29 protein-coding genes are annotated in these 26432 nt (G+C 73.6%); 25 read left to right on the top strand and 4 right to left on the bottom strand.

Translation table 11 applies throughout. The features are described from left to right. The first annotated feature begins 67 nt into the window (after positions 1-67). The 6 genes from C8E97_RS00490 (at position 68) to C8E97_RS00470 (ending at position 5231) form a co-directional block, all read left to right on the top strand. Positions 68-1357: an adenylosuccinate synthase gene (locus tag C8E97_RS00490; RefSeq protein WP_121000574.1), complete on the top strand. Its 1290-nt coding sequence runs from the start codon at positions 68-70 to the stop codon at positions 1355-1357. A 152-nt stretch (positions 1358-1509) separates the two neighbouring features. Continuing rightward, positions 1510-1590, top strand: a complete 81-nt coding sequence (locus C8E97_RS36745; RefSeq protein WP_425470649.1) for a putative leader peptide — start codon at positions 1510-1512, stop codon at positions 1588-1590. 42 nt (positions 1591-1632) lie between these two features. Beyond that, on the top strand, positions 1633-2457 hold the full coding sequence (locus C8E97_RS00485) for an ABC transporter permease (protein WP_121000572.1): 825 nt from the start codon (positions 1633-1635) through the stop codon (positions 2455-2457). Then, positions 2442-3158 (top strand): ABC transporter ATP-binding protein, encoded by a 717-nt coding sequence (locus C8E97_RS00480; RefSeq protein ID WP_121000570.1) that lies wholly within the window; start codon positions 2442-2444, stop codon positions 3156-3158. Before C8E97_RS00485 ends, C8E97_RS00480 begins: the two co-directional genes overlap by 16 nt. After that, complete coding sequence (locus tag C8E97_RS00475; RefSeq protein WP_121000568.1) at positions 3142-4092, top strand: ABC transporter substrate-binding protein; 951 nt, start codon at positions 3142-3144, stop codon at positions 4090-4092. The genes C8E97_RS00480 and C8E97_RS00475 overlap by 17 nt, the downstream gene beginning before the upstream one ends. Further along, positions 4089-5231 (top strand): LLM class flavin-dependent oxidoreductase, encoded by a 1143-nt coding sequence (locus tag C8E97_RS00470; RefSeq protein ID WP_121000566.1) that lies wholly within the window; start codon positions 4089-4091, stop codon positions 5229-5231. The genes C8E97_RS00475 and C8E97_RS00470 overlap by 4 nt, the downstream gene beginning before the upstream one ends. Positions 5232-5414: 183 nt before the next feature. On the opposite strand, the gene C8E97_RS00465 is transcribed toward C8E97_RS00470, so the two are convergent. Together C8E97_RS00465 and C8E97_RS00460 are read right to left on the bottom strand one after the other, a co-directional pair. Then, complete coding sequence (locus C8E97_RS00465) at positions 5415-6536, bottom strand: glycerophosphodiester phosphodiesterase (RefSeq protein ID WP_211346884.1); 1122 nt, start codon at positions 6534-6536, stop codon at positions 5415-5417. Between the two features lie 129 nt (positions 6537-6665). Beyond that, the gene (locus tag C8E97_RS00460; RefSeq protein WP_121000564.1) at positions 6666-8219 is read right to left on the bottom strand and encodes a Na+/H+ antiporter; all 1554 of its coding nucleotides are present in this window, start codon (positions 8217-8219) and stop codon (positions 6666-6668) included. Between the two features lie 28 nt (positions 8220-8247). On the opposite strand from C8E97_RS00460, the gene C8E97_RS00455 reads away from it, so the two are divergent. The 12 genes from C8E97_RS00455 to C8E97_RS34200 all read left to right on the top strand — a co-directional run bounded on the left by C8E97_RS00455 (position 8248) and on the right by C8E97_RS34200 (position 19133). Further along, complete coding sequence (locus tag C8E97_RS00455) at positions 8248-8508, top strand: UBP-type zinc finger domain-containing protein (protein ID WP_425470439.1); 261 nt, start codon at positions 8248-8250, stop codon at positions 8506-8508. Positions 8509-8631: 123 nt separating this feature from the next. Then, on the top strand, positions 8632-10611 hold the full coding sequence (locus tag C8E97_RS00450) for a TRAP transporter permease (RefSeq protein WP_121010477.1): 1980 nt from the start codon (positions 8632-8634) through the stop codon (positions 10609-10611). Continuing rightward, positions 10604-11584, top strand: a complete 981-nt coding sequence (locus tag C8E97_RS00445; RefSeq protein ID WP_121000560.1) for a TAXI family TRAP transporter solute-binding subunit — start codon at positions 10604-10606, stop codon at positions 11582-11584. Before C8E97_RS00450 ends, C8E97_RS00445 begins: the two co-directional genes overlap by 8 nt. A gap of 26 nt (positions 11585-11610) precedes the next feature. After that, a complete protein-coding gene (purD, locus tag C8E97_RS00440; RefSeq protein ID WP_121000558.1) occupies positions 11611-12864 on the top strand; it encodes a phosphoribosylamine--glycine ligase in 1254 nt (417 codons plus the stop codon). Positions 12865-13059: 195 nt separating this feature from the next. After that, positions 13060-13521 (top strand): hypothetical protein, encoded by a 462-nt coding sequence (locus C8E97_RS00435; RefSeq protein WP_147454965.1) that lies wholly within the window; start codon positions 13060-13062, stop codon positions 13519-13521. Then, entirely contained in the window at positions 13508-14104 is a 597-nt protein-coding gene (locus C8E97_RS00430; RefSeq protein WP_121000554.1) for a DUF3558 domain-containing protein, read from the top strand. Before C8E97_RS00435 ends, C8E97_RS00430 begins: the two co-directional genes overlap by 14 nt. Positions 14105-14114: 10 nt before the next feature. Beyond that, the gene (locus C8E97_RS00425; protein ID WP_121000552.1) at positions 14115-15437 is read left to right on the top strand and encodes a hypothetical protein; all 1323 of its coding nucleotides are present in this window, start codon (positions 14115-14117) and stop codon (positions 15435-15437) included. Continuing rightward, positions 15434-16207 carry an ESX secretion-associated protein EspG gene (locus tag C8E97_RS00420; RefSeq protein ID WP_121000550.1) on the top strand — a complete coding sequence of 258 codons (774 nt, stop codon included), beginning with the start codon at positions 15434-15436 and terminating at the stop codon, positions 16205-16207. Before C8E97_RS00425 ends, C8E97_RS00420 begins: the two co-directional genes overlap by 4 nt. A 68-nt stretch (positions 16208-16275) precedes the next feature. Continuing rightward, complete coding sequence (locus C8E97_RS00415; protein WP_121000548.1) at positions 16276-16581, top strand: hypothetical protein; 306 nt, start codon at positions 16276-16278, stop codon at positions 16579-16581. Positions 16582-16585: 4 nt separating this feature from the next. After that, positions 16586-17767: a transglycosylase SLT domain-containing protein gene (locus C8E97_RS00410; protein ID WP_121000546.1), complete on the top strand. Its 1182-nt coding sequence runs from the start codon at positions 16586-16588 to the stop codon at positions 17765-17767. A 9-nt stretch (positions 17768-17776) separates the two neighbouring features. Beyond that, the gene (locus C8E97_RS00405; RefSeq protein WP_121010474.1) at positions 17777-18922 is read left to right on the top strand and encodes a pyridoxal phosphate-dependent aminotransferase; all 1146 of its coding nucleotides are present in this window, start codon (positions 17777-17779) and stop codon (positions 18920-18922) included. A 37-nt stretch (positions 18923-18959) separates the two neighbouring features. Next, complete coding sequence (locus tag C8E97_RS34200; RefSeq protein ID WP_170211550.1) at positions 18960-19133, top strand: hypothetical protein; 174 nt, start codon at positions 18960-18962, stop codon at positions 19131-19133. A 210-nt stretch (positions 19134-19343) separates the two neighbouring features. Here C8E97_RS34200 and C8E97_RS00400 read toward each other — a convergent pair whose 3' ends face one another. Continuing rightward, the gene (locus tag C8E97_RS00400) at positions 19344-20363 is read right to left on the bottom strand and encodes a threonine aldolase family protein (protein ID WP_121000544.1); all 1020 of its coding nucleotides are present in this window, start codon (positions 20361-20363) and stop codon (positions 19344-19346) included. A gap of 154 nt (positions 20364-20517) precedes the next feature. On the opposite strand from C8E97_RS00400, the gene C8E97_RS00395 reads away from it, so the two are divergent. The 7 genes from C8E97_RS00395 to purB all read left to right on the top strand — a co-directional run bounded on the left by C8E97_RS00395 (position 20518) and on the right by purB (position 25844). Further along, the gene (locus C8E97_RS00395) at positions 20518-21036 is read left to right on the top strand and encodes a SigE family RNA polymerase sigma factor (protein WP_121000542.1); all 519 of its coding nucleotides are present in this window, start codon (positions 20518-20520) and stop codon (positions 21034-21036) included. A gap of 17 nt (positions 21037-21053) precedes the next feature. Next, positions 21054-21812 (top strand): hypothetical protein, encoded by a 759-nt coding sequence (locus C8E97_RS00390; protein WP_121000541.1) that lies wholly within the window; start codon positions 21054-21056, stop codon positions 21810-21812. 122 nt (positions 21813-21934) lie between these two features. Beyond that, positions 21935-22258, top strand: a complete 324-nt coding sequence (locus C8E97_RS00385) for a DMT family transporter (RefSeq protein ID WP_121000540.1) — start codon at positions 21935-21937, stop codon at positions 22256-22258. 127 nt (positions 22259-22385) lie between these two features. Then, positions 22386-22973 carry a TetR/AcrR family transcriptional regulator gene (locus C8E97_RS00380; RefSeq protein WP_121000538.1) on the top strand — a complete coding sequence of 196 codons (588 nt, stop codon included), beginning with the start codon at positions 22386-22388 and terminating at the stop codon, positions 22971-22973. Positions 22974-23017: 44 nt separating this feature from the next. Beyond that, on the top strand, positions 23018-23548 hold the full coding sequence (locus tag C8E97_RS00375) for an RNA polymerase sigma factor (RefSeq protein ID WP_121000536.1): 531 nt from the start codon (positions 23018-23020) through the stop codon (positions 23546-23548). Next, positions 23545-24300 (top strand): hypothetical protein, encoded by a 756-nt coding sequence (locus C8E97_RS00370; RefSeq protein WP_121000534.1) that lies wholly within the window; start codon positions 23545-23547, stop codon positions 24298-24300. The genes C8E97_RS00375 and C8E97_RS00370 overlap by 4 nt, the downstream gene beginning before the upstream one ends. 113 nt (positions 24301-24413) lie before the next feature. Further along, on the top strand, positions 24414-25844 hold the full coding sequence (gene purB / locus C8E97_RS00365) for an adenylosuccinate lyase (RefSeq protein ID WP_121000532.1): 1431 nt from the start codon (positions 24414-24416) through the stop codon (positions 25842-25844). Positions 25845-25959: 115 nt separating this feature from the next. Here the strand turns inward: purB and C8E97_RS00360 are convergent, their stop codons facing one another. Further along, entirely contained in the window at positions 25960-26412 is a 453-nt protein-coding gene (locus C8E97_RS00360) for a hypothetical protein (RefSeq protein ID WP_121000530.1), read from the bottom strand. Positions 26413-26432 lie beyond the last annotated feature (20 nt).

Raw genomic sequence — 26432 nt, 5'->3', positions numbered from 1 at the left:
CACCGGCAAGTGACGGCTGCGCCGTCGTAAGCTCCGCTCTTACCCGTCGAACCGCTTGGAGTTTCACATGCCGGCCGTAGTGCTGATCGGCGCCCAGTGGGGCGACGAGGGCAAGGGCAAGGCCACCGACCTGCTCGGTGAGCGCGTCCAGTGGGTGGTCCGCTACCAGGGCGGCAACAACGCCGGGCACACGGTCGTGCTGCCCGACGGGCAGAAGTTCGCCCTGCACCTCATCCCCTCCGGCATCCTCACGCCCGGCGTCACCAGCGTCATCGGCAACGGCGTGGTGGTGGACCCCGGCGTGCTGCTGGACGAGCTGGCCGGCCTGGAGGAGCAGGGCGTGGACACGTCGAGCCTGCTCATCTCCGCCGACGCGCACCTGATCATGCCCTACCACGTGGCGATCGATAAGGTCACCGAGCGGTACCTCGGCAAGGCCAAGATCGGCACCACCGGCCGCGGCATCGGGCCGTGCTACCAGGACAAGATCGCCCGCGTCGGCGTGCGCGCCCAGGACGTGCTGGACGAGAAGATCCTGCGGCAGAAGGTGGAAGCCGCGCTGGACTTCAAGAACCAGGTGCTGGTCAAGGTCTACAACCGCAAGGCGCTCGACCCCGAGCAGGTCGTCGACAGCGTGCTGGAGCACGGCGCGCGGTTCGCCTCCCGCATCGCCGACACCCGGCTGCTGCTCAACCAGGCGCTGGAGCGCGGCGAGACGGTGCTGCTGGAGGGCTCGCAGGGCACCCTGCTCGACGTCGACCACGGCACCTACCCGTTCGTCACGTCGTCCAACCCGACCTCCGGCGGCGCGAGCGCCGGCTCGGGCATCGGGCCGAGCCGGATCACCACCGTGATCGGCATCCTGAAGGCGTACACCACCCGCGTCGGCTCCGGCCCGTTCCCGACCGAGCTGAACGACGAGATGGGCGAGCACCTGCGCAAGACCGGCGGCGAGTTCGGCGTCACCACGGGGCGCTCGCGGCGCACCGGCTGGTTCGACGCGGTGATCGCGCGGTACGCGTCGCGGGTCAACGGCATCACCGACTACTTCCTGACCAAGCTGGACGTGCTGTCCGGCCTGGAGAAGGTGCCGGTGTGCGTGGGGTACACGATCGACGGCGAGCGCGTGGACGAGATGCCGATGACGCAGACCGACGTGCACCACGCCGTCCCGGTGTACGAGGAGCTGCCGGGCTGGTTCGAGGACATCAGCCACTGCCGGACGTTCGAGGAGCTGCCCGCCAACGCGCGCTCCTACGTCGAGCACCTGGAGTCCATCTCGGGCGCGCGGATCTCGGCGATCGGCGTCGGGCCCGGCCGCGACCAGACCATCGTCCGCCACGACATGCTGGCCTGATCCGGCGCGGCGGTGGGCCGGGCCCGCCGCGCGCCACCGCCGCGGGGAAGTGCCTCCGGAGCCGATGTTGTCGGCACCGGAGGCACTTTCACATCGCGGGACCGGACCGCGGACCGTTGACTTCTCCCGACGCGCACCGAAAACTCGGCTCCATGAGTAGGCGCGGAATCCTGGTCGCCCGTCTGCACGTCGATCTGCGGCGGCAGGCGAGCGCTATCTGTTCTGCGCGCTGACGAAGCTCGTCCGATTCATTTTCCGCGTCCTCGGGAGAAATCTTGTCGATTTCCACCGCGGGTTTTGTCGCGCGCCCGGAAACCGCACCGATACCGCGCGCACCCGCCAAGAAGCACCGCCGACGGCCCGACCTCCGCCGCTGGCTCAGCCCGATCGGCCTGGTCCTGCTGTGGCAGGCGGCGAGCGCCGCCGGCGTGCTGCCGCCGGACAAGCTCGCCTCGCCGGTGACCGTGCTGCGCTCCGCGCGCGACCTCGCGCTGGACGGCTCGCTGGTCGACGCGCTCCTCGTGTCGACCGGCCGGGTCGCGGTCGGGTTCGCCCTCGGCGCGGTGGTCGGCGGCGCGCTCGGGCTCGTCTCCGGCCTGTCCCGCTGGGGCGAGCGGCTGCTCGACCCGCCCGTGCAGATGCTGCGCACGCTGCCGCACCTGGGGCTCATCCCGCTGTTCATCCTCTGGTTCGGCATCGGCGAGGAGCCCAAGATCGCCCTCGTGGCGGCGGGCGCGGCGTTCCCGCTGTACCTGAACCTGCACTCGGGCATCCGGCAGGCCGACCCGGCGCTGCTGGAGGCCGCGCGGGCGCTGGGCTTCACGCGGTTCGAGCGGGTCGCGCACGTCGTGCTGCCGTCGGCGGTGCCGCAGACCCTGGTGGGGCTGCGGATCGCGCTCGGCGCGGCGTGGCTGTCGCTGATCGTCGGCGAGCAGGTCAACGCCGACGCGGGTATCGGCTTCCTGATCAACAACGCGCGGGAGTTCCTGCGCACGGACGTCGTCGTGGTGGGGCTGGTGGTGTACGCGCTGCTCGGGCTGTCCACCGACGCCCTGGTGCGCGGCCTGGAGCGGAGGGTGCTGCGGTGGCGGACGCGGTGAGGGTCCGGGGACTGGTGAAGGAGTTCGGCCCGCGCCGCGTGCTCGACGGGCTGGACCTCGACTTGGCGCGCGGCGAGTTCGTGGCGCTGCTCGGGCGCAGCGGGTGCGGCAAGTCGACCCTGCTGCGCGTCCTGGCCGGGCTGGACCCGGAGATCGGTGGCTCGGTCTCGGTGCCGGACCGGGTGTCGGTGGCGTTCCAGCAGCCCCGGCTGCTGCCGTGGCGGCGGGTGTGGCGCAACGTCACGCTGGGGCTGCGCGGCGCGGGGCGGCCGAAGGACTGGGCGCGGCGCGTCGCCGAGGAGGCGTTGGCGGAGGTGCGGCTGGGCGACCACGCCGACGCGTGGCCGCTGACGCTGTCCGGCGGCGAGGCGCAGCGCGTGTCCCTGGCGCGGGCGCTGGTCCGCGAACCGGAGCTGCTGCTGCTGGACGAGCCGTTCGGCGCGCTGGACGCGTTGACGCGGGCGGCGATGCACCGCCTGGTGGCGCAGTTGTGGCGCGAGCACCGGCCGGCCGTGCTGTTCGTGACCCACGACGTGGACGAGGCGCTGCTGCTGGCGGACCGCGTCGTCGTGCTGGCCGCGGGCCGGCTCGTCGCCGAGCACCGGGTCGACCTGCCGCGCCCGCGTCGCCGGGCGTCCTTTGCCGACCTGCGGGCGGACGTGCTCGCCGACCTGGGGGTGGACGATGTGGAAGCTGCTTAGCGCGTTGACCGCGGCGGTGCTGGTGGCGAGCGGGTGCGGCGCGGCCCCGTCGTCGTCCGGCGGGGTCGTGCTGAAGATCGGCGACCAGAAGGGGAACTCGAAGACGCTGCTGACGGCCGCCGGGCTGCTGGACGACTTCCCCCACCGGATCGAGTGGTCCACGTTCACGTCCGGCCCTCCGCTGCTGGAGGCCGCGTCGGCGGGCGCGATCGACATCGGCGCGGTGGGCAACACACCGCCGATCTTCGCCGCGGCGGCCGACGCCAGGATCGCCGTCGTGTACTCCGCCAAGGGGAACGTGGAGAGCGACGTGATCCTGGTGCCGGGTGACTCCGCGCTGCGGAGCGCGTCGGACCTGCGGGGCAGGAGCATCGCGGTGGCCAAGGGCAGCTCGGCGCACGGGCAGGTGCTGCTCACGCTGGGCGCGGCCGGCTTGACCACCAAGGACGTCCGGCTGAACTTCCTCCAGCCGTCCGACGCCTACGCGGCGTTCCGGCAGAAGCGGGTCGACGCCTGGGCGGTGTGGGACCCGTACACGTCGCAGGCGTTGCAGGAGACCGACGCGCGGGTGCTGACGGACGGCCGGGGCAAGGCCAACGGGTACGCGTTCCAGGTGGCGGGCCGCGCGGCGCTGGACGACCCAGGGAAGAGCGCCGCCATCAAGGAGTACCTGATCCGGATCGGCAAGGCGCAGCGGTGGGCCGACGCGCACCGCGACGAGTGGGCACGGGCGTGGGCGGCGGAGACCGGGCTGAAGCCCGAGGTGGCGCGGGCGGCCGTGGACCGCGGCGCGGACCTGCCGGTGGCGCTGGACGACGCGGTGATCGCGTCCGAGCAGGAGCTGGCGGACGCGTTCACGGCGGACGGCACGCTGCCCGGCGGGGTCGATTTCAGGAAGTTCGTGGACACCCGGTTCCAGGGAGAGCTGTCATGAGCGTGGTGCTGCACTGGTTCCTGCCCACCTCGGGCGACGGTCGGACGGTCGTGGAGCGCTTCCACGCGAACCGGTCGGCCGGTCCCGCCGCCCAGCGCGACCCGGACATCGACTACCTGGCCCAGGTCGCGGCCGCCGCCGAGCGCAACGGGTTCGAGGGCGTGCTGACGCCGACCGGCACGTGGTGCGAGGACGCGTGGCTCACCACCGCCGCGCTGATCGCGCGGACCGAGCGGCTGAAGTTCCTGGTGGCGTTCCGACCGGGCGCGATCTCGCCGACGCTGGCGGCCCAGATGGCCGCCACCTACCAGCGGATCTCGCGCGGCCGGCTGCTGCTGAACGTGGTGACCGGTGGGGACGCGGTCGAGCAGCGGCGGTTCGGCGACTGGCTCGACCACGACCAGCGGTACGCGCGGACGGACGAGTTCCTGCACGTCGTGCGGGCGGTGTGGTCGGGGCGGCCGGTGGACTTCGCCGGCGCGCACTACCGGGTGGAGGGCGCGACCCTGTCGACGCCGCCGTCGCCGGTGCCGCCGATCTACTTCGGCGGGTCGTCGGACGCCGCGCTGCCGGTGGCGGCCCGGCGGGCGGACGTGTACCTGACCTGGGGCGAGCCGCCTGCGCAGGTGGCGGAGAAGATCGGGCGGGTGCGCGCGCTGGCCGGTGACCGGCCGATCCGGTTCGGCGTGCGGCTGCACACCATCAGCCGGGACACGTCGGCCGAGGCGTGGCGCGAGGCGGAGAAGCTGCTGGCGGCGCTGGACCCCGCGCAGGTGGAGCGGGCGCAGGCGCAGTTGCGGGCCAGCCAGTCCGTGGGGCAGCAGCGGATGGTCGCGCTGCACGGCGGTGACCTGTCGAAGGGCGTGCGGGGGCTGGAGGTCCACCCCGGCCTGTGGGCGGGTATCGGGCTCGTGCGCGGTGGCGCGGGCACCGCGCTGGTGGGCAGCCACTCGGAGGTGGCGGACCTGATCGAGGAGTACCACTCGGTCGGGGTATCGGAGTTCGTGCTGTCCGGTTACCCGCACCTGGAGGAGGCGTACTGGTTCGGTGAGGGTGTGCGGCCCGAGCTGGCCCGGCGGGGATTGCTGGATGTCGGGCAACCCACGCCGAGCGCCAGGGTGCTCACGTCGGCGAGCTGAGTGCGTTGGATTGTGTTGGATTGTCGCGACTCCGTCGCGACGGCGAGGTCGCCGGGGAGTCGGTAGTTCGAGTCTGATTTCCCGGCGATCGAAGGGCGTGATCGCCGGGAAATGAGCCTCGACCTACCGACGCGACCTCGCTGTGTTGGATTGTCGTGAGTTCGTCGCGGCGGCGACCTCGCTTCAGCGCGCAGCGCGGGCTTCGGCTGCGGTGTCCGGGTGGTCGGCGAACACGCCGTCGAGGCCGGTCGCGTAGAAGCGCGCGTACTCGTCGAAGGCCCGGCCGTACGCGGCCGGGTCGGTCGACGTGCGGAAGTCGGCGGGCTGGAACGCGTTCTCGTTGCGGAAGGTCCAGGCGTGCACGATCAGGCCGCGCACGTGCGCGTCCCGCACGAGGGAGGTCGGCGCCTGGAGGAAGCCCTGCGCGTCGCGCGGGATGACGCGGTCCTTGGCCGCGCCGACACCGGCGGCGTAGGTGCGGATCTCCCGCAGGCCGTCCGGCGTGACGAGGTCGTCGTAGGTGCGCTTGTCGCCCGCCTTGACGAAGTCGTAGGGCGCGCCCGAGGAGTTGACCAGCTGCACCAGCGGCACGCGCAGCTGCTTCTTGAGCGCCTTGAGGTTGGCCACCTCGAACGACTGCACGTACACCTTCGCGCCGCGCCGGTTGAGGCCGTTGCGGTTGAGCACGTCCACCAGCCGGGGCTCCAGGGCGAGCCCGGCGTCCTGGAAGTAGGTGGGGTGCTTGGTCTCCGGGTAGACGCCGATCTCCCGGCCGAGTTCGCGGGACAGCCGGCGGGAGAGGTCGATGACCTCCTGGAGCGTCGGGATCCCGTAGCGGCCGTCGTAGAGGGTGTTGCGCGGCCGGGTGTCCGGGATGCGCTCCTTCGCGCGCAGCGTCTTCAGCTCGGCGAGCGTGAAGTCCTCGGTGAACCAGCCGGTGACGGCCGCGCCGTCGACGACCTTGGTGGTCTTGCGCGCCGCGAACTCCGGCTTCGCCGCGACGTCGGTCGTGCCGCCGATTTCGTTCTCGTGCCGCGCGACCAGCTGACCGTCCTTCGTGGGCACCAGGTCCGGCTCGATGTAGTCCGCGCCCATCCGCGCCGCCAGCTCGTACGCCGCGAGCGTGTGCTCGGGCCGGTAGCCCGACGCGCCCCGGTGGCCGATGACGACCGGGCCCCTCGGCTTGTGGGCCGCCGTCGGCGCGTCGTCGCGCGCCGCCGCCGACGGCACGGTCACCGCCGCCCCGCCGACCGCGAGCACTGCGAGCGCCGCGAGCGCCGCCCCGGTGATCCTCGTCCGCACCATCGCCGACCTCCCTGTTCCGCGAACCGGTCGGGCCGCAGCCTTGTTGCGCACCACGACGTGCTCGTCTCCGCCGGGTGAAGGGAGGGCCACGTCGTGGTGAACGGGTGGTGGGTCAGACGGTTCTGCGGGTCATTCCCTGGAGATGGCCGCTTCCTCCAGGTCCAGCTCGCGCAGCACCCGGAACAGCACCTCGTCGTCGATCCGGCCCTCGTCGCGCGCCGCCACGAAGACCTGCCGCTCGGCGTCCAGCATGGTGCGGCGCAGGCGGCGGTAGGCCGCGGCGGGGCTCTCGTCGTCCTGGCGGCCCAGCCGCTCCCACGCCGCGTTGCCCCGGTGCTGCGCCATGACCCGCAGGCGTTCCACGACGTGCTCCGGTGTCCGGTCGCCCTCGTCGACCAGCGCGTCGAGGCGGTCGACCGCGGCTTGGGCGGCGGCGTGCTGGACCCGGGCCTCGGCCAGGGCGTCCGCCCGCTCCTCGTCGCCCTCGACGCCGAGCTTCCGGATCACCCACGGCAGGGTCAGCCCCTGGACGAGGAGGGTGCCGACGGTCACCACGAACGCGCAGAACACGATCACGTCGCGGCCGGGCAGGTCCAGCGGCAGCGCGCTGGCGGCGGCCAGCGACACCACGCCGCGCATCCCGGCCCACGACAGCACGGTGACGCCGCGCCAGCCGGGTGCCGGCTCCCGCTCGCGGATGCGCCTCGACAGCAGCCGCGGCAGGTAGGCCGCCGGGTACATCCACAGGAACCGGACCGCGATCGTCGCCGCGAGCACGACGGCCGCCGCGGCGGCCAGGCCGGTCGAGACGTCCACGCCCAGCACGATGTTCTTCAGCTGGAGGCCGATCAGGGCGAACACCAGGGACTCCAGCAGCACGTCCACCGACCGCCACACCGCGGTGTCCTGGAGGCGGGTGTAGTAGGACGCCTCCGGCGCGTGGTGCCCGATGTAGAGGCCGGCCACCACCACCGCCAGGACGCCGGACGAGCCCAGCTCCTCGGCGAACAGGTACGCCCCGAACGGCACCAGCATCCCCAGGGCGCTCTCCATCACGCCGTCGTCGAGCCGGGACCGGACCCACCGCACGGCGACGCCGAGGGCCAGGCCGACGACCACGCCGCCGCCCGCGCCGAGCGCGAACGTCCGCGCGCCGTCGACCCAGGTGGCCGTGGCGCCGACGGTGGCGGCGATGGCGACCTTGTAGACGGTGAGCGCGGTGGCGTCGTTGATCAGGCTCTCGCCGGTGAGCAGGGTCATCGTGCGGCGCGGGAGGTTCAGCCGCCGCCCGATCGCCACGGCGGCGACGGCGTCGGGCGGCGCGACCACCGCGCCCAGCACGAGCGCCGCCGGGAGCGGCAGCTCCGGCAGCACCAAATGCGCCACCCACCCGACGCCGACCGTCGTCGCGATCACCAGGCCCACCGCCAACAACCCGATCGGGCGAAGGTTGGCCCGGATGTTGTGGTACGAGCTGTCGAGGGCCGCCGAGTAGAGCAGCGGCGGCAGGACCAGCACCAGGATCAGCTCCGGCTCCAGCGCGAACTCGGGCAGGCCCGGAATGAAGCTGACCGCCAGGCCCGTCGCGACGAGCACGAGGGGCGCCGGGGCGGACAGCCGTTTGGCGACGGCGGTGACCAGCAGGGCGCCGACGAGGAGGAGCAGCAGTTCCGGTCCGTGCATGGCGCCATCTTGCGTGATGATGGCGGGTATGACCTGTCCTCACCTCGCCGAACTGCCCGCCTCGGTCACCCCGGACGCCGTCGACGGGTGCGCGGACTGCCTCGCCGCCGGCGAGCGCAACTGGGCGCACCTGCGGATGTGCCTGAGCTGCGGGCACGTGGCCTGCTGCGACTCCAGCCCGCGCCGGCACGCCACCGCGCACTTCCACTCGGCGGGGCACCCGGTGATGCGCTCGTTCGAGCCGGGGGAGTCGTGGAGGTGGTGTTACCCGGATGGGCGGGTGGTGTGAGTGGCCGGGCGTGTGAGTGACGGGTCTTTACAGTCCCTTTAGATGGTCGGGCTATTGCTGTGACCGGTGACACAAGTAGCTTCGGTGGCGCAGGTTTTCCGGGCGCGACACGAAGGGGTGCGCGTGTCGATCAAGTCGCAGGCCGATGTCGACGGGTTGATTGCCGAGTATGACGAGGAACGGCCGTCCCGTGCCCTGTCGCGGCGTTGGGAGCACGGCGTCCGGGTGGCCGGGCTCGGGATCGCGCTGCTGGTGCTCAAGCAGGTTTTCTGGCCGTTCCGCGAGGGTGGTCAGTACTACCTGGTGATCTTCCTCGCCGTGACGCTGCCGCTGGTGTTCCTCTGCTACCGCGGGCGGCGGGGCGGGCGGGAGGACCCGGGGCCGGTCGACTGGGCGCTGGCCGGGGTGGCTTTCCTGGTGGGCGCCTATCCCCTGTTCGGCGGGTTCGACGCGTTCCTGGACCGCCAGGGGCAGTTGACCGCGCTCGACGTGGTGGCGGGGACGGTGTTGCTGCTGGTCGTGCTGGAGGCTTGCCGGCGGACCACCGGGTGGGTGTTGCCGGTGGTGTGCCTGGTGTTCGTCGCGTTCGCCTATTACGGCGGTTACCTGCCGCCGTCGTGGTCCATTTCGCACGCGGGGGTGGACTTCGGGCAGATCATCAACGGTTTCTACAACGACGCCACCGGTTTTTACGGCACGCCGTTGGACGTGGCCGCCACCTACATCGTGCTGTTCACGATCTACGGTTCCGTGTTGAACGCGTCCGGGGCCGGGGCGTTCTTCGTGGACATCAGTTTCTCGGCGTTCCGGAAGTCCCGCACCGCGCCCGGTCGCACGGCCGCCACGGCCGGGTTCCTGCTGGGCACGGTGTCCGGGTCGGGCACGGCCACGACGGTGTCGTTGGGCGCCGTCACCTGGCCCATGCTGAAGAAGGCCGGCTACCCCAAGGAGAGCGCGGGCGGGTTGCTGGCCGCGTCGGGGATCGGCGCGATCCTGTCGCCGCCGACGCTGGGCGCGGCGGCGTTCATCATCGCCGAGTACCTGGAGACCTCCTACCTCCAGGTGCTGATCTGGGCGATCCTGCCCACCCTGCTCTACTACCTGGGCATCGCGCTGGCGGTCGAGGTCGACGCCCGTCGGTTCGGGGCCGCGCCCGTCGAGATCGACGCGCCGAGCCCCTGGGCGCTGCTCAAGCGCGGCGGGTACCACTTCCTGTCGCTCGGCGTGATCGTCGTGTTCCTGGCGCTGGACATCCCGGTGTACTCGGCCGTGGTGTACGCGACGGGGGTCGCGGCGGTGTTCGCGCTCGTGGCGCGGCGCGGTGACGTGCGCGGCTGGGCGCGGGCGATGGCGGAGTCGCTGTCCTCCGGCGCGCGGAGCGCGTTGCCGGTCGTCGCCGTGTGCGCGGCGGCCGGCGTGATCACCTCCACCATCACCAAGACCGGCCTGGGGCAGGAGTTGGCCTCCGCGCTGGTCGACGTCGCCGGGTTCGTGTCGTCGGACCCCGCCGTCGTCCTGTTCGTGACGGTGGTGCTGGCGGCGGTCGCCGTGAGCGTGCTCGGGCTCGCCGTGCCGGTCACCGCGTCGTTCATCATCTCGTGGGTCGTGATCGGGCCCGCGCTGGTCGAACTCGGCGTGGCGCGGGAGGAGACGGCGATGTTCATCTTCTACTACGCCGTGCTGTCCGAGGTGACGCCGCCGACCGCGCTCGCCGCTGTCGCCGCGGCGGCCATCACCGGCGGCGACGTGCTGAAGACGATGTGGCGCACCTGGAAGTACACGCTGCCCGCGTTCCTCGTGCCGCTCGCGTTCGTGCTCACCGACCACGGTTCGGCCCTGCTGCTGCGGTCGTCGCTCGTCGACTCGCTGTGGGTGTTCGCCGCGTCGGCGGTGGGGGTGGCGGCGCTCGCCGCGCTCACCGGCGGGTGGCTGTTCGGTCCGGCGCGGTGGCCGGAGCGGGTGCTGTGCCTGCTCGCCGCCGTCGCCCTGCTCCACCTGCAACCGGTCGCCGTCGCCGTCGGCCTGGGGCTGCTGGCGGTGGCGGTCGCCGTGCACGTGCTCTTGCCGAAGGTCTTCTCGCGGGGAAGGGAACAAGATGCGTAGCTGGAAGGTGGTCCCGGTCGCCGTGCTCGCGGTCGCGCTGGTCGCGGCGGGCTGTGGCGGGAAGCGGGCCGCGACCGACACCGGGTCCGGCGCGGGCTGTGAGGCCGCCGACGGGCGGATCACCATCGCGACCGGCAACTCGGGCGGCGTGTACTACGTCGTCGGCGGCGGGCTGGCCAAGCTGATCAGCGACAACACGAAGCTGAAGGCGACCGCCGCCGAGACCGGCGCGTCCGTGCAGAACATCCAGCAGCTGGTCGCCGACGACTACGACGTGGCGTTCTCGCTGGCCGACACCGCCGCCGACGCGGTGAACGGCAAGGGCGCGTTCGAGGGCGCGCCGCAGCAGGTGCGCGCGCTGACCCGCCTGTACCCGAATTACACGCAGGTCCTGGTGCGGACGTCCAGCGGGATCGACTCGATCGCCGACATGAGGGGCAAGCGGATCTCGACCGGGTCGCCCAAGTCCGGCACCGAGGTCATCGCCAACCGGCTGCTCACCGCCGCCGGCCTGGACCCGGAGAAGGACGTCTCGGCGCAGCGGCTCGACCTCGCGAAGACCGCCGACGGCATGAAGGACGGCAGCCTCGACGGGCTCGTGTGGTCCGGCGGCCTGCCGACCGCGCAGCTCACCGACCTCACGACGTCGCTGCGCGACCAGGTCAAGTTCATCGACGTCACGCCGCTGCTGCCGGAGCTGAAGGAGCTGAACCCGGTCTACGACCGGGGCACGATCCCGGCCGCCACCTACGGCCAACCCGCCGACGTGCCGACCGTCGTCGTGCCGAACGTCCTGCTGGTGCGGTCCGACTTCCCGGCCGGTGACGCGTGCGCCATCACCAGGCTGCTGTTCGACAAGAAGGCCGAGCTGGAGAAGATCCACCCGGCGGTGAAGGACATCCTGAAGGAGAAGGCCGCGCTGACCGACCCGGTGCCGCTGCACGCCGGTTCGCTGGACGCGTTCGGCGGATGACCGGCTCGGTCATCTAGGCTCCCCCCGTGCGTGTCCTGGTCATCGGGTCTGGCGCCCGTGAACATGCCCTTGTCCTCGCGCTGTCGCGCGACCCCGCGGTGACCGCGCTGGCCTGCGCGCCCGGCAACGCCGGGATCGCGGGACTGGCGGAGATCCGCGGGGTCGACGTCGGCGACCGCGAGTCGGTCGCCGCGCTGGCCAAGGAGTGGAACGCCGACCTCGTCGTGGTCGGGCCGGAGCAGCCCCTGGTGGCGGGCGCGGCGGACGCCGTGCGCGACGCGGGCATCCCCTGCTTCGGCCCGTCCGCCGCGGCGGCCCGCATCGAGGGCTCCAAGGCGTTCGCGAAGGACGTCATGGCCGCCGCGGGCGTGCCGACGGCCACGTCCGAGGTGGTGGACAACCCGGCCCGGCTGGACGCGGCCCTGACCCACTTCGGCCCCCGGTGGGTCGTGAAGGACGACGGGCTGGCGGCGGGCAAGGGCGTGGTGGTCACGTCCGACCGCGCGGTGGCCCGCGCCCACGCGATGACGCTGCTCGACAACGGCCACCCCGTGCTGCTGGAGTCCTTCCTGGACGGTCCGGAGGTGTCGCTGTTCTGCCTGGTGGACGGTGCCGCGGTGGTGCCGCTGCTGCCCGCGCAGGACTTCAAGCGGGTGGGTGACAACGACTCCGGGCCGAACACGGGCGGCATGGGCGCGTACGCGCCGCTGCCGTGGGCGCCGCCCGACCTGGTGGACACGATCGTGTCGACGTGCGTGCAGCCGGTGGTGGACGAGCTGGCCGCGCGCGGTACGCCGTTCACCGGCCTGCTGTACGCGGGCCTCGCCCTGACGTCGTCGGGGCCGCAGGTCATCGAGTTCAACTGCCGGTTCGGCGACCCGGAGACGCAGGCGGTCGTGGCCCTGCTGCGGACGCCGTTGGCGGGCCTGTTCCTGGCGGCGGCGAACGGGGCGCTGGCGTCCGCCGAGCCGCTGGAGTGGTCGGACGGGTACGCGGTGACCGTGGTGGTGGCCGCCGAGGGTTACCCCGGCCGGCCCCGGACCGGTGACGTCATCACCGGCGGTGACGCGGAGGGCGTGCTGCACGCGGGCACCCGGCGGCGGGAGGACGGCGCGGTGGTGTCGACCGGTGGCCGCGTCCTGTCCGTCGTGGGCACCGGCGCGTCCCTGGGCGAGGCGCGGGACGACGCGTACCGGCGGGTGGCGGGCGTCCACCTGACCGGCTCACACCACCGGACGGACATCGCGCTGCGCGCGGCGAACGGCGAGATCGAGGTGTGAGCCGCCCGGACGGGCGCCCGGCGCCGGGCACCCGTCCGGACGTCCCGACATCGGGTGATCCACACCACCCGTGCTTGCGACATCCGGGCGAGGGCGGAACCGGCCCGCCCCTGAGTTCGTCCAACCTCGGACGCGGTTCACGCGGGCGTTGGTAGCCTGCGAACCGGGACCAATCCGTTACCGACCGTACGGGGGATGGGCGTCGTGGCAGAGGAGAACGGCCTACTGGGAGCCGTCGCCGGCGTGGGTGGTGCCATCGGGCGCGCGGTCGGCGACATGTTCGCGGCGGAGAAGCACCTCACGGACACCGTGACCAACTCGCCGGGCGCGGGTCAGAAGTTCAGCGTGTCCAGGGACACGGTCCTCCAGGCCGCCAAGGTCGTCGAGGAACAGATCTGGGAGCTGAAGCGCGCGTACGGGGATGCGCTGATCGGCCTGCGCATCAAGGTCGACGGTTTGGACGAGGTCAACCGGGACATCGCCATCGCGTGGAACGACCGGTTGGTGGACAGCCCCGAGTCGTACGCCGAGCGCGTCAACGCGTACGTCAACAGCTTGAACGGGCTGGTCTCCCAGTTGCGCGCCGCGGCCGAGCAGTACGGGTTCACCGAGAGCGAGATCGAAGCGGCGTTCGGGGCAGCCGGTGCGGCTCGCTAAGCCCGCGGCGCTCGCCGTCCTCGCCGCCGTCCTCCTGGCCGGTTGCGGGAACGAGCCGGGTACTCCGACCCCCGAGCCGCCGACCGGCACCACCGGAACCACGACTACCAAGTCGAGCGCGCCCAGGGAAGCCCGGCCGAAGGAGCTGAAGCTCTCCGGCGTGGACCCGTGTGCGTTGTTGCCGGAGGCGAAGCGCAAGGAGTGGGGCACTTCGAGGACCGATAACCGCCCGACCGAGGTGGTCAAGGGCAAGCCCGCGCCTTCGTGCAGCTTCCGGACGGGGCCCGGCGTGCTGCCCTCGTTCGAGTACAACGTCTCGCTGGTGCCGGAGGGGTACGGGTACTGGGACGAGTCGGGCAACCTCGACGTGAACCCGGCGAAGGTCTCGGGCTTCCCGGCGGTGCAGGTCAACTTCGCCGGCACGACGCGCACCGACTGCTTCTACGCGGTCGACGTGGCGGACGGCGAGCAGCTCTACGTGCAGTTCCTCCCGAACAACCGGGACTTCGACCAGGCCCAGATGTGCCAGAAAGCCGAGCAGGCCACCGAGGTGGCGCTCGCGACCTTGCAGACCTTGAAGTGAGGGGGAAGTCGTGACCGACTTCAAGCAGCTCAAGGATCACCGGTTCGAGGGATACGACAACGGCGCGCTCGCGCAGTTGCTGGACCGGTTCACCAGCAGCGACGCCGCCCAGCGCTTCAGCGACGCCTCGCACGCGCTGCGCTCGCTGGCGGCCAGCCTCGACACCGTGGACAGCACCCTGCGCGAGCAGCTCAAGAAGCTCGGCATCGACTGGCAGGGCGCGGCGGGTGAGAACTCCGGCAAGGCCGTCACGGTCTCGGCCGACGTCGCCACCTCGGGCACCGAGGCCGGGCAGCAGAACTCGCAGACGACCGCCGTCCAGGGCGCGACCTACAGCCACTCCCGGAACGGGATGCCCGAGTCGCAGAAGTTGCGCGGCGACACCGAGACCAGCTTCTGGGACGACGCGGGCGGGTTCTTCGGGTACGAGACGGACCACGCCAAGGAGGTCAAGGCCACGCAGGCCGCCCGCGAGCAGGTGATCCGCGGGTTCGACCAGTACGTCGAGGCCAGCCGCGACTCGCTGGGCCAGTACCAGGGCATGACGAAGCCGTCGAGCTTCGACGTCACCACGACCTCCGGCGCGGTCAGCACGCCGGTCGCCCACGTGCAGCAGTTCGGCGGCGGCGTGCCGACGGTCGGCGGCGGTGTGCCGGGCAGCGTGCCCGGCGGCCTGCCCGCAGGCGTGGCGGGCAGCCCGCTCGGCGGCGGCGTGCCGGGGCACCTGCCCGGCGGCCCGGTCGGCCCGGCGCCGCAGCTGCCGGGTGGCGGCACGACCGGCATCGGGCCGGGTGTGCCGAACCCCGTCACCGCGCCGGGCGTCGGTCCGGTGCTGCCCGCCAAGGCGGGTCCCTCGAACCTGGGCCTCGGGCTCGGGCTCGGGTTGGCGGCCGGGACGTCGCTGGGGCTCGCGGCGGGCGCCGCGCGCGGCGGGAAGGTCGTCCGGAACACGCCCACCGGGCCCGGCGGCAAGCCGGCCGGTGACGCGCCGCGCGCCGCGGGCGGCGGCGGCAAGGCACCGGGCGCGCCGGTGAAGGGCGTGGCCCTGCCCGGCGCGGCGCCGCTGTCCGGCAAGGCGGGCGTCTCCGCCACCATCGGCGCCATCGACCCGGACGAGCGGGTGCCCGCGCGGCCCGGCGCGTCCGGCGCGGCGGCGACCGGCAAGGCGGGCGCCGCCGGCTCGATGCTGCACCCCGCCGCCACCGCCAAGAACGGCGAGGGCGAGGAGGACGGCGAGCACATCCGCAAGTACGGGGTGGACTCCGACGACGTCTTCGGCGACGAGCGGATGGTCGTGCAGTCCGTCATCGGCGACGAGCCAGAGCGCAAGTGACCGCGGCGGGCACCGTAGTCCTGTCCACGCTCGAGTTCGACGTCGCGTGGGAGGCCGAACGGCTCAGCAGGCGCAACGTCGCGCTGGACGTGCCCAGCCCCGGTGTCACGCACGCGGAACGGGCGGTGTTCGTCGACCGGGCGTGGGGTTCGCTGGAGCAGCGCGGCCTCGCGTCCGGGCGGCGACTGGCGCCGGAGCTGGCGGACTCCTTCGCCCTGCTGGCCAACCCGCACGTCGCCGTCGACCTCTGGATCTGGGTCGACCGGCGCAAGATCAAGGGGTTGGCGGCGGCGGTCGGCGAGGCGGCGGTGCTGGCCGTCGTCGACGGCGACGAGGTGTGGCTGATCGAGTCGCGGGCGAGCGCGCTGGCCGAGGCGGCGGTGTCCGTCACGGGCGAGATGCCCGCCGGCTACGGCCGGTCGATCAGCCTGCCCAACGACGTGCTGCGCGCCGCCTCGGACGAGGCGGGCCGGGACGCCGAGAAGCTGGTGCTGGCGCTGGAGCGGCGCGGGTTGCCGCTGAGCGACGCGCAGGAGCTGGCCGGCATGTGCGACGGCATGGGCACCCGCGGCCAGTTCGGCGCGGAGCGCGCCCGGCCCGGCGGTTCCCCGGCGCGGGCCGACCGCGTGGTGGCGTGGCACGACACGCCGTCCGGCCGCTACCTGCACCAGGTGCGGCCCAGCTCGGACGGCCGGAGCTGGAGCACCATCACCCCGATCGACAACGCCCGGCTCGCCTCGTGCGTGTGGGAACTGGTCCAGGAGATCTAGCGGTGGGCGCGGTCGCGATCCGCCCGTTACGGGGGTGCGCGGCGGCCGGAAACCCTAGTATCCGGGGAATGGCGGTCGCGAAGTTCAACGCCGAGGCGATGGAGCAGTGCCGGAGCGCGGTGAGCGCTCAGGCGGGGCAATTCGGCGCGGTGGGTGACGGGTTCTCCGGGCTTTACACCGATCCGGGCATATTCGGCACGCTGGCGAATTCGGGCGGGCTTTCCTCGGCCGCCGGCGAACTCGACGGCAAGGCGGGCACGGAGTTCGCGGCGGCCGAATCGCTGCTGGGCAAGGTGGAGCGGGCGCTGGACGCGGTCCAGGGCGCGGTCGTCGACACCGAGGGCGCGAACGCGGCCTCGTTCCGGGCGGTGTGAGCGGATGAGCGCGGTGGACGAGGTCGCGGGCCTGCCCGGCGGGCAGGCGTTGGCGGAGCTCGCGGGCAAGGTGGAGAAGGCCCGGCCGGAGGCGGTGCGGGAGATCGCGAACCGGTGGCGGCAGGCCGCCGCCAAGTGCGCCGAGTCGGGCAACGCGGTCCAGCAGTCCGTGGGGCGGTTGGACGGCGCGTGGGAGGGCGGGTCCGCCGACGGGTTCGTCGCCTACATGGCCGAGTTCACCAAGGGCGGCAACGCCCTCCACGACGCGCTGGACGGGGCGGCGGGCGACCTCGACTCGGCGGCGGCGGCGCTGGAATCGGCGAAGTCCTCGGTGACGCGCATCTGCGAGACGCTGCTCTCCCGCGTGCGCCGGCTGCGCGAGCAGAGCCAGGGCACGTCGCAGGCGGACGTGGACAACGGGATCCGCCTCCTGTGCGGGGAGGCCGCGGGTGACGCCCAGCCGGTGATCGAGCAGGCCGACCAGGCGCTGGGCACGGCGCTGGGCGCGCTGAAGGGCCGCGCGGGCTCGATCACGCCCGCGTTCTCGACCATGCCCGACCCCGGCACGCAGGCGTTCGTGCCCGCGCCCGGCCGGCCGATCAGCTGGAACCCGACGCCCGAGCCGGAGACCAAGCCGTCGTCGGCGGAGCCGCAGCCGACGCAGCCGCCCGCCGCGGGCGGCTCCCAGGGCGGTGGTCCCGGCGGCGGCTCAGGAGGCTCAGGCGGCTCCGGTGGCGGCTCGGGTGGCGGTGGCGTCGGCGGGGGCGGTGGTGGCGGCATGGGCGGCCTCGGGCCCAGCGGCGGCCCGCCGAGCAGCGGCCCGCCGCCCGGCAACGTCGAGCAGTGGATCCGCGAGGCGATCAGGATCCTCCAGGCCAACGGCATCCCGGTGACCGAGGAGAACATCGACGAGATCTGGACGATCATCGAGAAGGAGTCCGGCGGCAACCCGCACGCGCTCAACGACTGGGACTCCAACGCCGCCAAGGGCACCCCGTCCAAGGGCCTGATGCAGTGCATCGACCCCACGTTCCAGGCGCACAAGCTGCCCGGCCACGACGACATCTGGAACCCGGTCGACAACATCATCGCGGGCGTCCGCTACACGTTCTCCCGGTACGGCGGGTTCGAGGGGCACCCCGGCCTGAAGTCGATGGCGGGCGGTGGCGGCTACCAGGGCTACTAGCCTGTGCCCATGCCGGGTGTCGCCGCGCGGGCCGACGTGCCGCCGTTCCACGTCATGGAGATCGTGTCCGCCGCCGCGCGCCGGCAGCGGACGCACGGCGACGTGGTGTCGCTCGCCGCCGGCCAGCCGGCCGGTCCGGCGCCGGAGCCGGTGCTGCGCGCCGCCGAGCGGGCGCTGCGGGAGCAGCCGCTGGGCTACACCGAGCAGCTGGGCACCGCGGAGCTGCGCGCGGCGCTGGCCGGCCACTACGAGCGGCAGTACGGGTTGGCCGTCACGCCGGACGACGTGGTGGTCACGACCGGCTCGTCCGGCGCGTTCCTGTTGGCGTTCCTGGCGGCCTTCGACGCGGGCGACCGGGTGGCCCTCGCGCGGCCCGGCTACCCCGCCTACCGGAACATCCTGCGCGCCCTGGGCTGCGAGGTGGTCGAGCTGCCGTGCGGCCCGGACACCCGGTTCCAGCCCACCGTCGACATGCTGGACGAGGCGGGCCCGCTCGCCGGCCTGGTGGTGGCCAGCCCGGCGAACCCGACCGGCACGGTGCTCCGCCCGCACGAGCTGGCCGGCCTCGCCGAGTGGTGCGCCGAGCGCGGCGCACGCCTGGTCAGCGACGAGATCTACCACGGCACCGGCTACGGCACGCCGCTCGCCGGCGCCTGGGAGACCTCGCGGGACGCCGTCGTGGTCAACTCGTTCTCCAAGGCGTTCGCGATGACCGGTTGGCGGCTCGGCTGGATGCTCCTGCCGCCCGCGCTCCGCCGCGCGGTCGACCGCCTGACCGGCAACTTCACGCTCTGCCCGCCCGCGCTCGCGCAGCACGCGGCGGTCGCGGCGTTCGAGCCGGCTTCGTACGCCCACGCGGCGCGGCTCGTCGACGGCTACCGCCGCAACCGGGACCTCCTGCTGGCCGGCCTCCGGGACCTCGGCGTCGACCGGGTGGCGCCGGCCGAGGGCGCGTTCTACGCCTACGCCGACGTGTCGCACCTCACCGGCGACTCGATGGCGTTCTGCCGCCGGCTCCTCGACGAGACGGGCGTGGCGATCGTGCCGGGCGTCGACTTCGACCCCGTGCGGGGGCACGAGTTCGTCCGCCTGTCCTTCGCCGGGTCGGCGGACGACCTGGGCGAGGCGCTGCGCCGGCTGAAGGCGTGGCTCTGAGCCGGAACCCGCACGTCACGCCGTGCGTTGGAGGGACATGGTCAAGATAATCCTGTGGTTGCTCGCCGCCTGGCTGGTGCTGTCCCTGGTGGGCGCGGTGGTCAAGGGCCTGTTCTGGCTCGCGGTCGTCGGCGGCGTGCTGTTCCTCGCCACCGCGGCGTACGGCGCGATCAAGAGCAGCGGCCGCAAGGGCGTCGACCGCTCCCGCTGACCGCGGCCCGGCGACCTCGGGCGCGGCACGCCCACCGCGCGGGCCACCGACCGCCGGAACGCCAGGTCGGGCAGCCCGCGGCCGTAGTCGGCCCGCGCCCCGGTGGGCGGCCGTGAACCGGTCCCCGGCACGCCCGGCCGCGCCGCGAGGTCGCCCGGCGTCGACACCGGCTCGCTGCTCACCCGGCGTGGTCGAACACCACCCGGCGGGTCACGAGCTGACCGACTGGATGCGCCGCAGCGCCTCGGCCACGTCCGCCGCGTTCACGTCCCGGTGCAGCACGAACCGCACCCGACCGCCCATCGGCCCGGCGTAGACGCCGAGGTGCCGCAGGCCGGTGAGCGTGACCTCCAGGTCGGGCACGCCCGCCAGCACGATGTTCGTCTCCGGCTCGGTCACCTGCCAGCCCAGCTCGCCGAGGCCCTTGGCCAGCGCCTTCGCGTTCGCGTGGTCGGCGGCGAGGTCGTCGATCCGGTCCAGGCCGACCAGCCCGGCCGCCGCCAGCACCCCGCCCTGCCGCACGCCGCCGCCGAGCATCTTCCGCACCCGCCGCGCCTCGGCCACGAACGCCGCCGAACCGGCCACGACGGACCCGACGGGCGCGCCCAGGCCCTTGCTCAGGCACACCTGCACGGTGTCGACGCCGACGGTGAGCGCCGCGGGCGGCAGGCCCAGCGCCACGGCCGCGTTCCACAGCCGCGCGCCGTCGAGGTGGACGCGCAGGCCGGTCTCCCTGGCGGCGGACACCAGCAGCGCGTGCTCGTCGGGCGGCGTCACGGTCCCGCCGGCGGAGTTGTGGGTGTTCTCCAGGCACAACAGCGTCGTGCGCAGCGTGTAGTAGGGCCCGTCCGCGCCTGCCTCCGCGCGCACGGCCTCCGCGGAGAACCGGCCGGGCGCGTCCCACTCCAGGGCGTGCGGCATCCCGCCCGCGATCCACGCGGCCGTGCCGAGTTCGTTGTCCAGGACGTGCGCGCCGCGCGCGGCCAGGAACCGGTCGCCGGGGCGCAGGTGCACGGTGAGCGCGATGAGGTTGCCCATCGAGCCGGACGGCACCCACAGCGCGGCCTCCACGCCGAGCAGGTCGGCGACGCGCTCCTCCAGCGCGCGCATCGTCGGGTCGTGTTCGAGCACGTCATCGGCCACTTCGGCGCCCGACATGGCCAGGCGCATGTCCTGGTCCGGGCGCGTGACGGTGTCGGATCGGAAGTCCAGGGGCGCGTGCAGGGTCACGAATGGATCACATCACACGCGGCAAGCCCTGACCCGGCCGTGCCGGGCGTACCACGATGGGAGGGTGACGCAAGTCTCGGACCGCGGTCGTGCAACCGCGGGGCGGCCCGCTTACGTCCGGTAGGTGCAAGCACGACGAGCGGAGAGAGTCCGCGTGGATCAGCGCGACGAGCAGGAGTTCGCGGAGTACTTCGCAGCTCGCCGGGAGGCCGTGCGCCGAACGGCGTTCCTGCTCTGTGGCGACTGGCACCGGGCGGACGACCTCGCGCAGACCGCGTTCGTCGCGTTGCACCGCCGGTGGCGGAAGGTCCGGGACAAGCAGGCCCTGGACGCCTACGTCCGCCGGACCCTGGTGCGCGCGGTGATCGACGAGTCGCGGCGGCCCTGGCGGCGGGAGCGCTTCGTGGACGAGGTCCCGGAGACGCCGGCGCACGACGGGGAGGTCGCCGACTCGGTGGCGACGCGCGAGGCCCTGGTCGCGGGTTTGAAGCGGGTGCCGCCCCGGCAGCGGGCGGTGCTCGTGCTGCGGTTCCTGGAGGGCTTGGACGTGTCGGCCGCGGCCGAGGCGCTCGGGTGTTCCGAGGGCACGGTGAAGAGCCAGACGTCGCGCGGGCTGGAGGCGCTGCGCGAGGCGTTGGGCGACGCGCTGGACGACCTGCGGCCCGCGTCGTGAAGGGTAGGTGGGGGTAGGTGGACGAGCGCAGGATCGCGGAGCTGTTCCGCGCCGCGGCCGGTGACGCGCCGCCCGCGTCCTTCGACGTGGGCAACGTCCGGTCGGCGTCGGCGCGGGCGACCGCGCGGCGGCGGTCGCGCGTCGCGCTCGGGTCCACCCTCGCCGCGGTGCTGGTGTTCGGCGGCGCGCTGGTGTCCGCCGACCTGTTGGGACGGCCGGACCACGGGAACACGACCTCTGCGGGTTCCGCTCAGCCGCCCGAGTCCCCTAACCTCACCCCGTTCGCGGTTCCCGAGCCGCGGGAGGGCGAGCAGCGCGCCGAGGTCGTGCCCAGCGGCGGGCAGCCGCCCGAGAGCATCCCCGAGGACCCGTCTACGCAGGGGGACGGAACCTCGGGGACAACCGGTCGTCCGACGACCGGTGGCGCCTCCGGGTGCCAGGAGGTGGACCGGGAGCTCGCCGTCGCCCTCGCCGACGAGCTCCCGGCCGCCGAAGGGCTCCAGCCCTCCCACGCGGTGGCGAACTGCCCGTCCGGCGCGCGCGGCGCGGCCTACCTGGTGCGCGACGACCGCGGGGTGACGGGGCTGGTGTCGGTGGTGCTGGTGCCGCCCGGCGAGGGCGCCCCGGCGTCCACCGCGGTGGCCGAGTCCCGCGGCCCGGCGCGCAGCGGCGCGGGCACGGTGCACCTGCTGAGCGAGCCCGCGCAGGGCGCGACCTCCGGGCCGTTCGAGGCGGAGCTGCCGGGCCTGGCCGAGCGGGTCGCGTCCCGCCTCTGAGCGCTTGCCCCACCCCCCGTCCGGGCGGGTCACCGCGCTGCGCGGTGGAGATCCCCGCCTCATTCTGGAACGGGTGTACCAGTAAATTGGTACGCTCGTGCCAGATTCTGGAGGTGGTTGTCGTGGCGTGGGCCGTGCTCATCGTGTCCGGCTTCTTCGAGGCCGGTTGGGCGGTCGCGCTGAAGCTGTCCGACGGCTTCAGCAGGTTGTGGTGGACGGTCGCGTTCGCCGTGTTCGCGCTGATCAGCTTCGCGGGTCTGGCCTGGGCGATGAAGCAGTTGCCCGCCGGTCCGGCGTACGCCGTGTGGACCGGCATCGGGGCGGCGCTCACCGCCGTGATCGGCATGGTGTGGCTCGGCGACGGCGTGTCGACGCTGAAGCTCGTGTCACTCGGGCTGATCGTCAGCGGCGTGATCGGCCTCAACCTGGCCGGTGGCGGCCACTAGTGCCCGTGCCGCGCGCGACGGTCCCCCGGTACCACCGGCCCCGGTGCGGCGTGCGCCCGGCGCCGTCGCGGCGCCGAGGCGCCCGATCGGGTCCGCGCCGGGCCGCCCGCCTAGTACCTTCCCCCCAATGACAGCCGCAACGCCGAAGGGCGAGCGCCGCAGGCAGGCGCTCGTCGAAGCCGCCGCGGGCCTGCTGGTCGACGGCGGTTTCGACGCGGTGCGGCACCGCGCGGTCGCCGAGCGCGCGGGGCTGCCGCTGGCCTCCACCACCTACTACTTCGACTCGCTCGACGAGCTGATCACCGCCGCGCTGGAGTTCCACGGGGACACCGAGCTGGCGTACGGCAAGGCCCGCCTGGCCGAGCTGGACCCCGGCGAGTGCGGCGGCGACGCGTTCATCGACCTCGTCCTGGACCTCCTGCTCGGTCCGCCCGCGGGCGACCGCGACGCGGAGGCCGTGCTGCTGCGCTACGAACGGCTCGTCGCGACCGGCCGGCGGCCCTACCTGCGGCCGGTGATGCGCCGGCTCAGCGGCCAGCTGCACGGCCTGCTGGTCGACATCTTCGGGCGCGCCGGCCGGCCGGTCGACCGGGAGCGGGTGCAGGAGCTGATCGCCCTCGTCGACGGCTCCGTGGTCAACGCCCTCCTGGAGATCAGCCCCGACCCCCGCGCGGCGGCCCGCCGGATGCTCGCCAAGGCGATGCAACCCCGCTGACCCCGCCCGCGTGTAGTGGGTGGAGGGTGCCGGAGGGGGTTGGTATGCGCGGGGCCGACGAGCAGGCGTTCCGCGACTTCGCGGTGGGTCACGCCGCGACGTTGCGGCGCACGGCCTATCTGTTCTGCGGCGACTGGCACACCGCCGAGGACCTGATGCAGGCCAGCCTGCTCAAGCTCTACCAGGCGTGGCACCGGGTGGAGTGGCGCGAGCACCCCTCGGCGTACGCGCGCAAGGTGCTGTTGCGGACGTGGCTGGACGAGAAGCGCCGGCCGTGGCGGCGGGTGGAGCAGCGCGACGGCGAGGTGCCCGACGTGGCGGACTCGTCGGCCGACCCCGCGTCGGCGGGCGACCGGCTGTGGGCCCGCGACCTGGTGCAGGCGGCGCTGCTGCGGGTGCCGCCCCGCCAGCGCGCGGTGCTCGTGCTGCGCTACTTCGAGGACCTGCCGGTCAGCGAGGTCGCCGTGGCGATGGGGTGCACCGAGGGGACGGTCAAGAGCCAGACCGCGCGTGGCCTGGTGGCGCTGCGGGCGGCGGTGGAGGAGTTGGACAAGGGGGCGGTGGTGGCGTCATGAGCGAGGAGGACCTGCGGAAGGGCCTGCGCGCGGTGGTCGCCGACGAACCGCCCCTCCGGTTCGACGCGGACGCCCTCATCCAGCGGGCCAGGCTGGCCCGGAAGCGGCGGCGCGCGCTGGTGGCGGTGGGCGTGGTGACCGCCGTGCTGACCGCCACGGTGCTGTCGCTGCCCAACGCCCTCGCGCCGCACCGCGGCCACGACGTCGACGCGCTGGGCCAGGTGCTGACGACGACGTCGGCCGCGCCGTCGGCCGCACCCGTCGTGACGCCCCCACCGGTCACGACCCTGGAGCGCGCCAAGTACCTGGGCGCCTACCTCATGGACCGGTTCCCGCAGGTCGTGCCGGGTGCGATGAAGGTGGAAGCGGACTTCACCGACTCCCTGAAGGGCCAGCCCGGCCACGTCACCGGGTTCGTGCACTTCGTCGACGAGCAGGGCAGCAGCGGCGTGTGGGTCCAGCTGAGCGGCCCGCCCCTGCTGATCACCCGCGACAACTTCTGCGCGGGCGTGCGGTGCGACGCGCCCCGGCGGCAGCCCGACGGCACCTACCTGGAGTTCGCCACGTCCAGCAGCCCCGACCACGATTTGGTCACCTTCTCGGTGGCCCACTTCCGGGCGAACGGGGTGGTGGTCCAGGTCAGCGGCTACAACTACGACCCGATCGGCGGCGGGCAGGTGCGCGACTCGCTGCCCGTGACCGCCGAGCAGCTGGCGACGTTGGCCACCGACCCGAACCTCGCCGCGTCCTGATCCCCCCTCCAGGTCGGCGGGCGCGGCACGGCAGCCGCGCCCGCCGCCCACCCCCCGCCCGGCCGCCGTCGCCGCGCGGCGGGGGCCGCGTCCGGGCCGACTATCCTGGCCCGGTGACGAGCAAGCCGCGCATCGCCAACGTCCTCGCAGGTCGCTACGCCTCCACCGAGCTGGCCACGCTGTGGTCCGCCGAGCACAAGATCGTGCTGGAGCGGCAGCTGTGGCTCGCGGTCCTGCGGGCCCAGTCGGAGCTGGGCGTCGCCGTGCCGGCCGGGGCCGTCGACGACTACGAGCGGGTGGTGGACCGGGTCGACCTGGCCTCCATCGCCGAGCGGGAACGCGTCACCCGGCACGACGTGAAGGCGCGGATCGAGGAGTTCAACGCGCTCGCCGGCCACGAGCACGTCCACAAGGGCATGACGTCGCGCGACCTGACCGAGAACGTCGAGCAGCTCCAGGTGCTGCGGTCGCTGGAGCACGTGCGGGGCAAGGTGGCGGCGGTGCTGGCCCGGCTGGCCCGGCTCGCCGCCGAGCACACCGACCTGGTGATGGCCGGGCGCTCGCACAACGTCGCCGCGCAGGCGACCACGCTGGGCAAGCGGTTCGCGTCGGCGGCCGACGAGGTGCTGGTCGCGTTCCGGCGGCTGGACGAGCTGGTCGCCCGGTACCCGCTGCGCGGGATCAAGGGCCCGGTCGGCACGGCCCAGGACATGCTGGACCTGCTCGGCGGCGACCACGCGAAGCTGGCCGAGCTGGAGCGCTCCGTCGCCGGCCACCTCGGGTTCGAGCAGGTGCTGACCAGCGTCGGGCAGGTGTACCCGCGCTCGCTGGACTTCGACGTGCTGTCGTGCCTGGTGCAGGTCGCCGCCGGGCCGTCGAGCCTGGCCAAGACGATCCGGCTGATGGCGGGCCACGAGCTGGTGACCGAGGGCTTCCAGCCCGGCCAGGTCGGGTCCAGCGCCATGCCGCACAAGATGAACACCCGGTCGTGCGAGCGGGTGAACGGGTTCGCCGTCATCCTGCGCGGCTACCTGTCGATGGTCGGCGAGCTGGCGGGCGACCAGTGGAACGAGGGCGACGTCTCCTGCTCGGTGGTGCGGCGGGTGGCGCTGCCGGACGCGTTCTTCGCGCTCGACGGGCTGCTGGAGACGTTCCTGACCGTGCTGGACGAGTTCGGCGCGTACCCGGCGGTCGTCGCGCGCGAGCTGGACCGCTACCTGCCGTTCCTGGCCACGACGAAGGTGCTGATGGCGGCGGTGCGCCAGGGCGTCGGCCGGGAGGCGGCGCACGAGGCGATCAAGGAGAACGCGGTCGCCGTCGCGCTGGCCATGCGGGAGCGGGGCGCGGACAACGACCTGCTGGACCGCCTGGCCGCCGACGAGCGGATCCCGCTCAACCGGGCCGGGTTGACCGCGTTGCTGGACGACCGGCTGTCGTTCACCGGCGTGGCCGGCGAGCAGGTCGCCGCGGTCGTCGCGCGGGTCGAGGACGTGCTGGCGAAGTACCCGGCCGCGGCGGGGTACGCGCCGGAGCCGATCCTCTAACCGACGCGGGACGGGCCGCGCGGTACCGTCGGCGCGGCCCCGTCGGTGTGATCCCGGCCGTGCGCCCCCGGGGCCGCGCGGTCCGGGTCGGCGCGACCGGACGCGCCCGGTCGGCTCAGGCCCGCCGCCAGAGGAGCAGGCCCCGCCGCGTCTTCGCGCACACCAGGGGACGCCCGGCGGGGTCGACGGCGGTCGCGCCCTCCTCCTCGCACGGGAAGCCGCGCAACGCCACCTCGTCGTCGGCCGGCGGGGTGGGCTCCACCCACGTCGTCGTCGGCTCCGCCGTGGTCGGCTGCCCGGTGGCGGGCGGCGGCTCCGGTGGCGGTGGCGGCGGCGGTTCCCCGGTCGTCGGCTCGACGGTCGTCGTCGTCTCCGTGGTGGGCAGCGGGCGCACCGAGATCGACGCCACGGCGGGCACCGACCGGGACGTGGACGTCGTCGGGCCGCCGGTCGTGGGAGCCGGGGTGGGCGCCGCCCGCTGCTCGCCGCACGCGCCCAGCAGCAGCCCGAGCCCGACGCCCGCCGCGGCCAGCGCGGCGGGTGCCCGGATTGCCTTCCGAGGCGTCACGGGGAGCCAGGGTAAGGGCC

Origin of the sequence: Saccharothrix australiensis (assembly GCF_003634935.1) — a bacterium.
GTDB lineage: Bacteria > Actinomycetota > Actinomycetes > Mycobacteriales > Pseudonocardiaceae > Actinosynnema > Actinosynnema australiense.
This window is presented reverse-complemented; position numbering and strand designations above follow the sequence as displayed.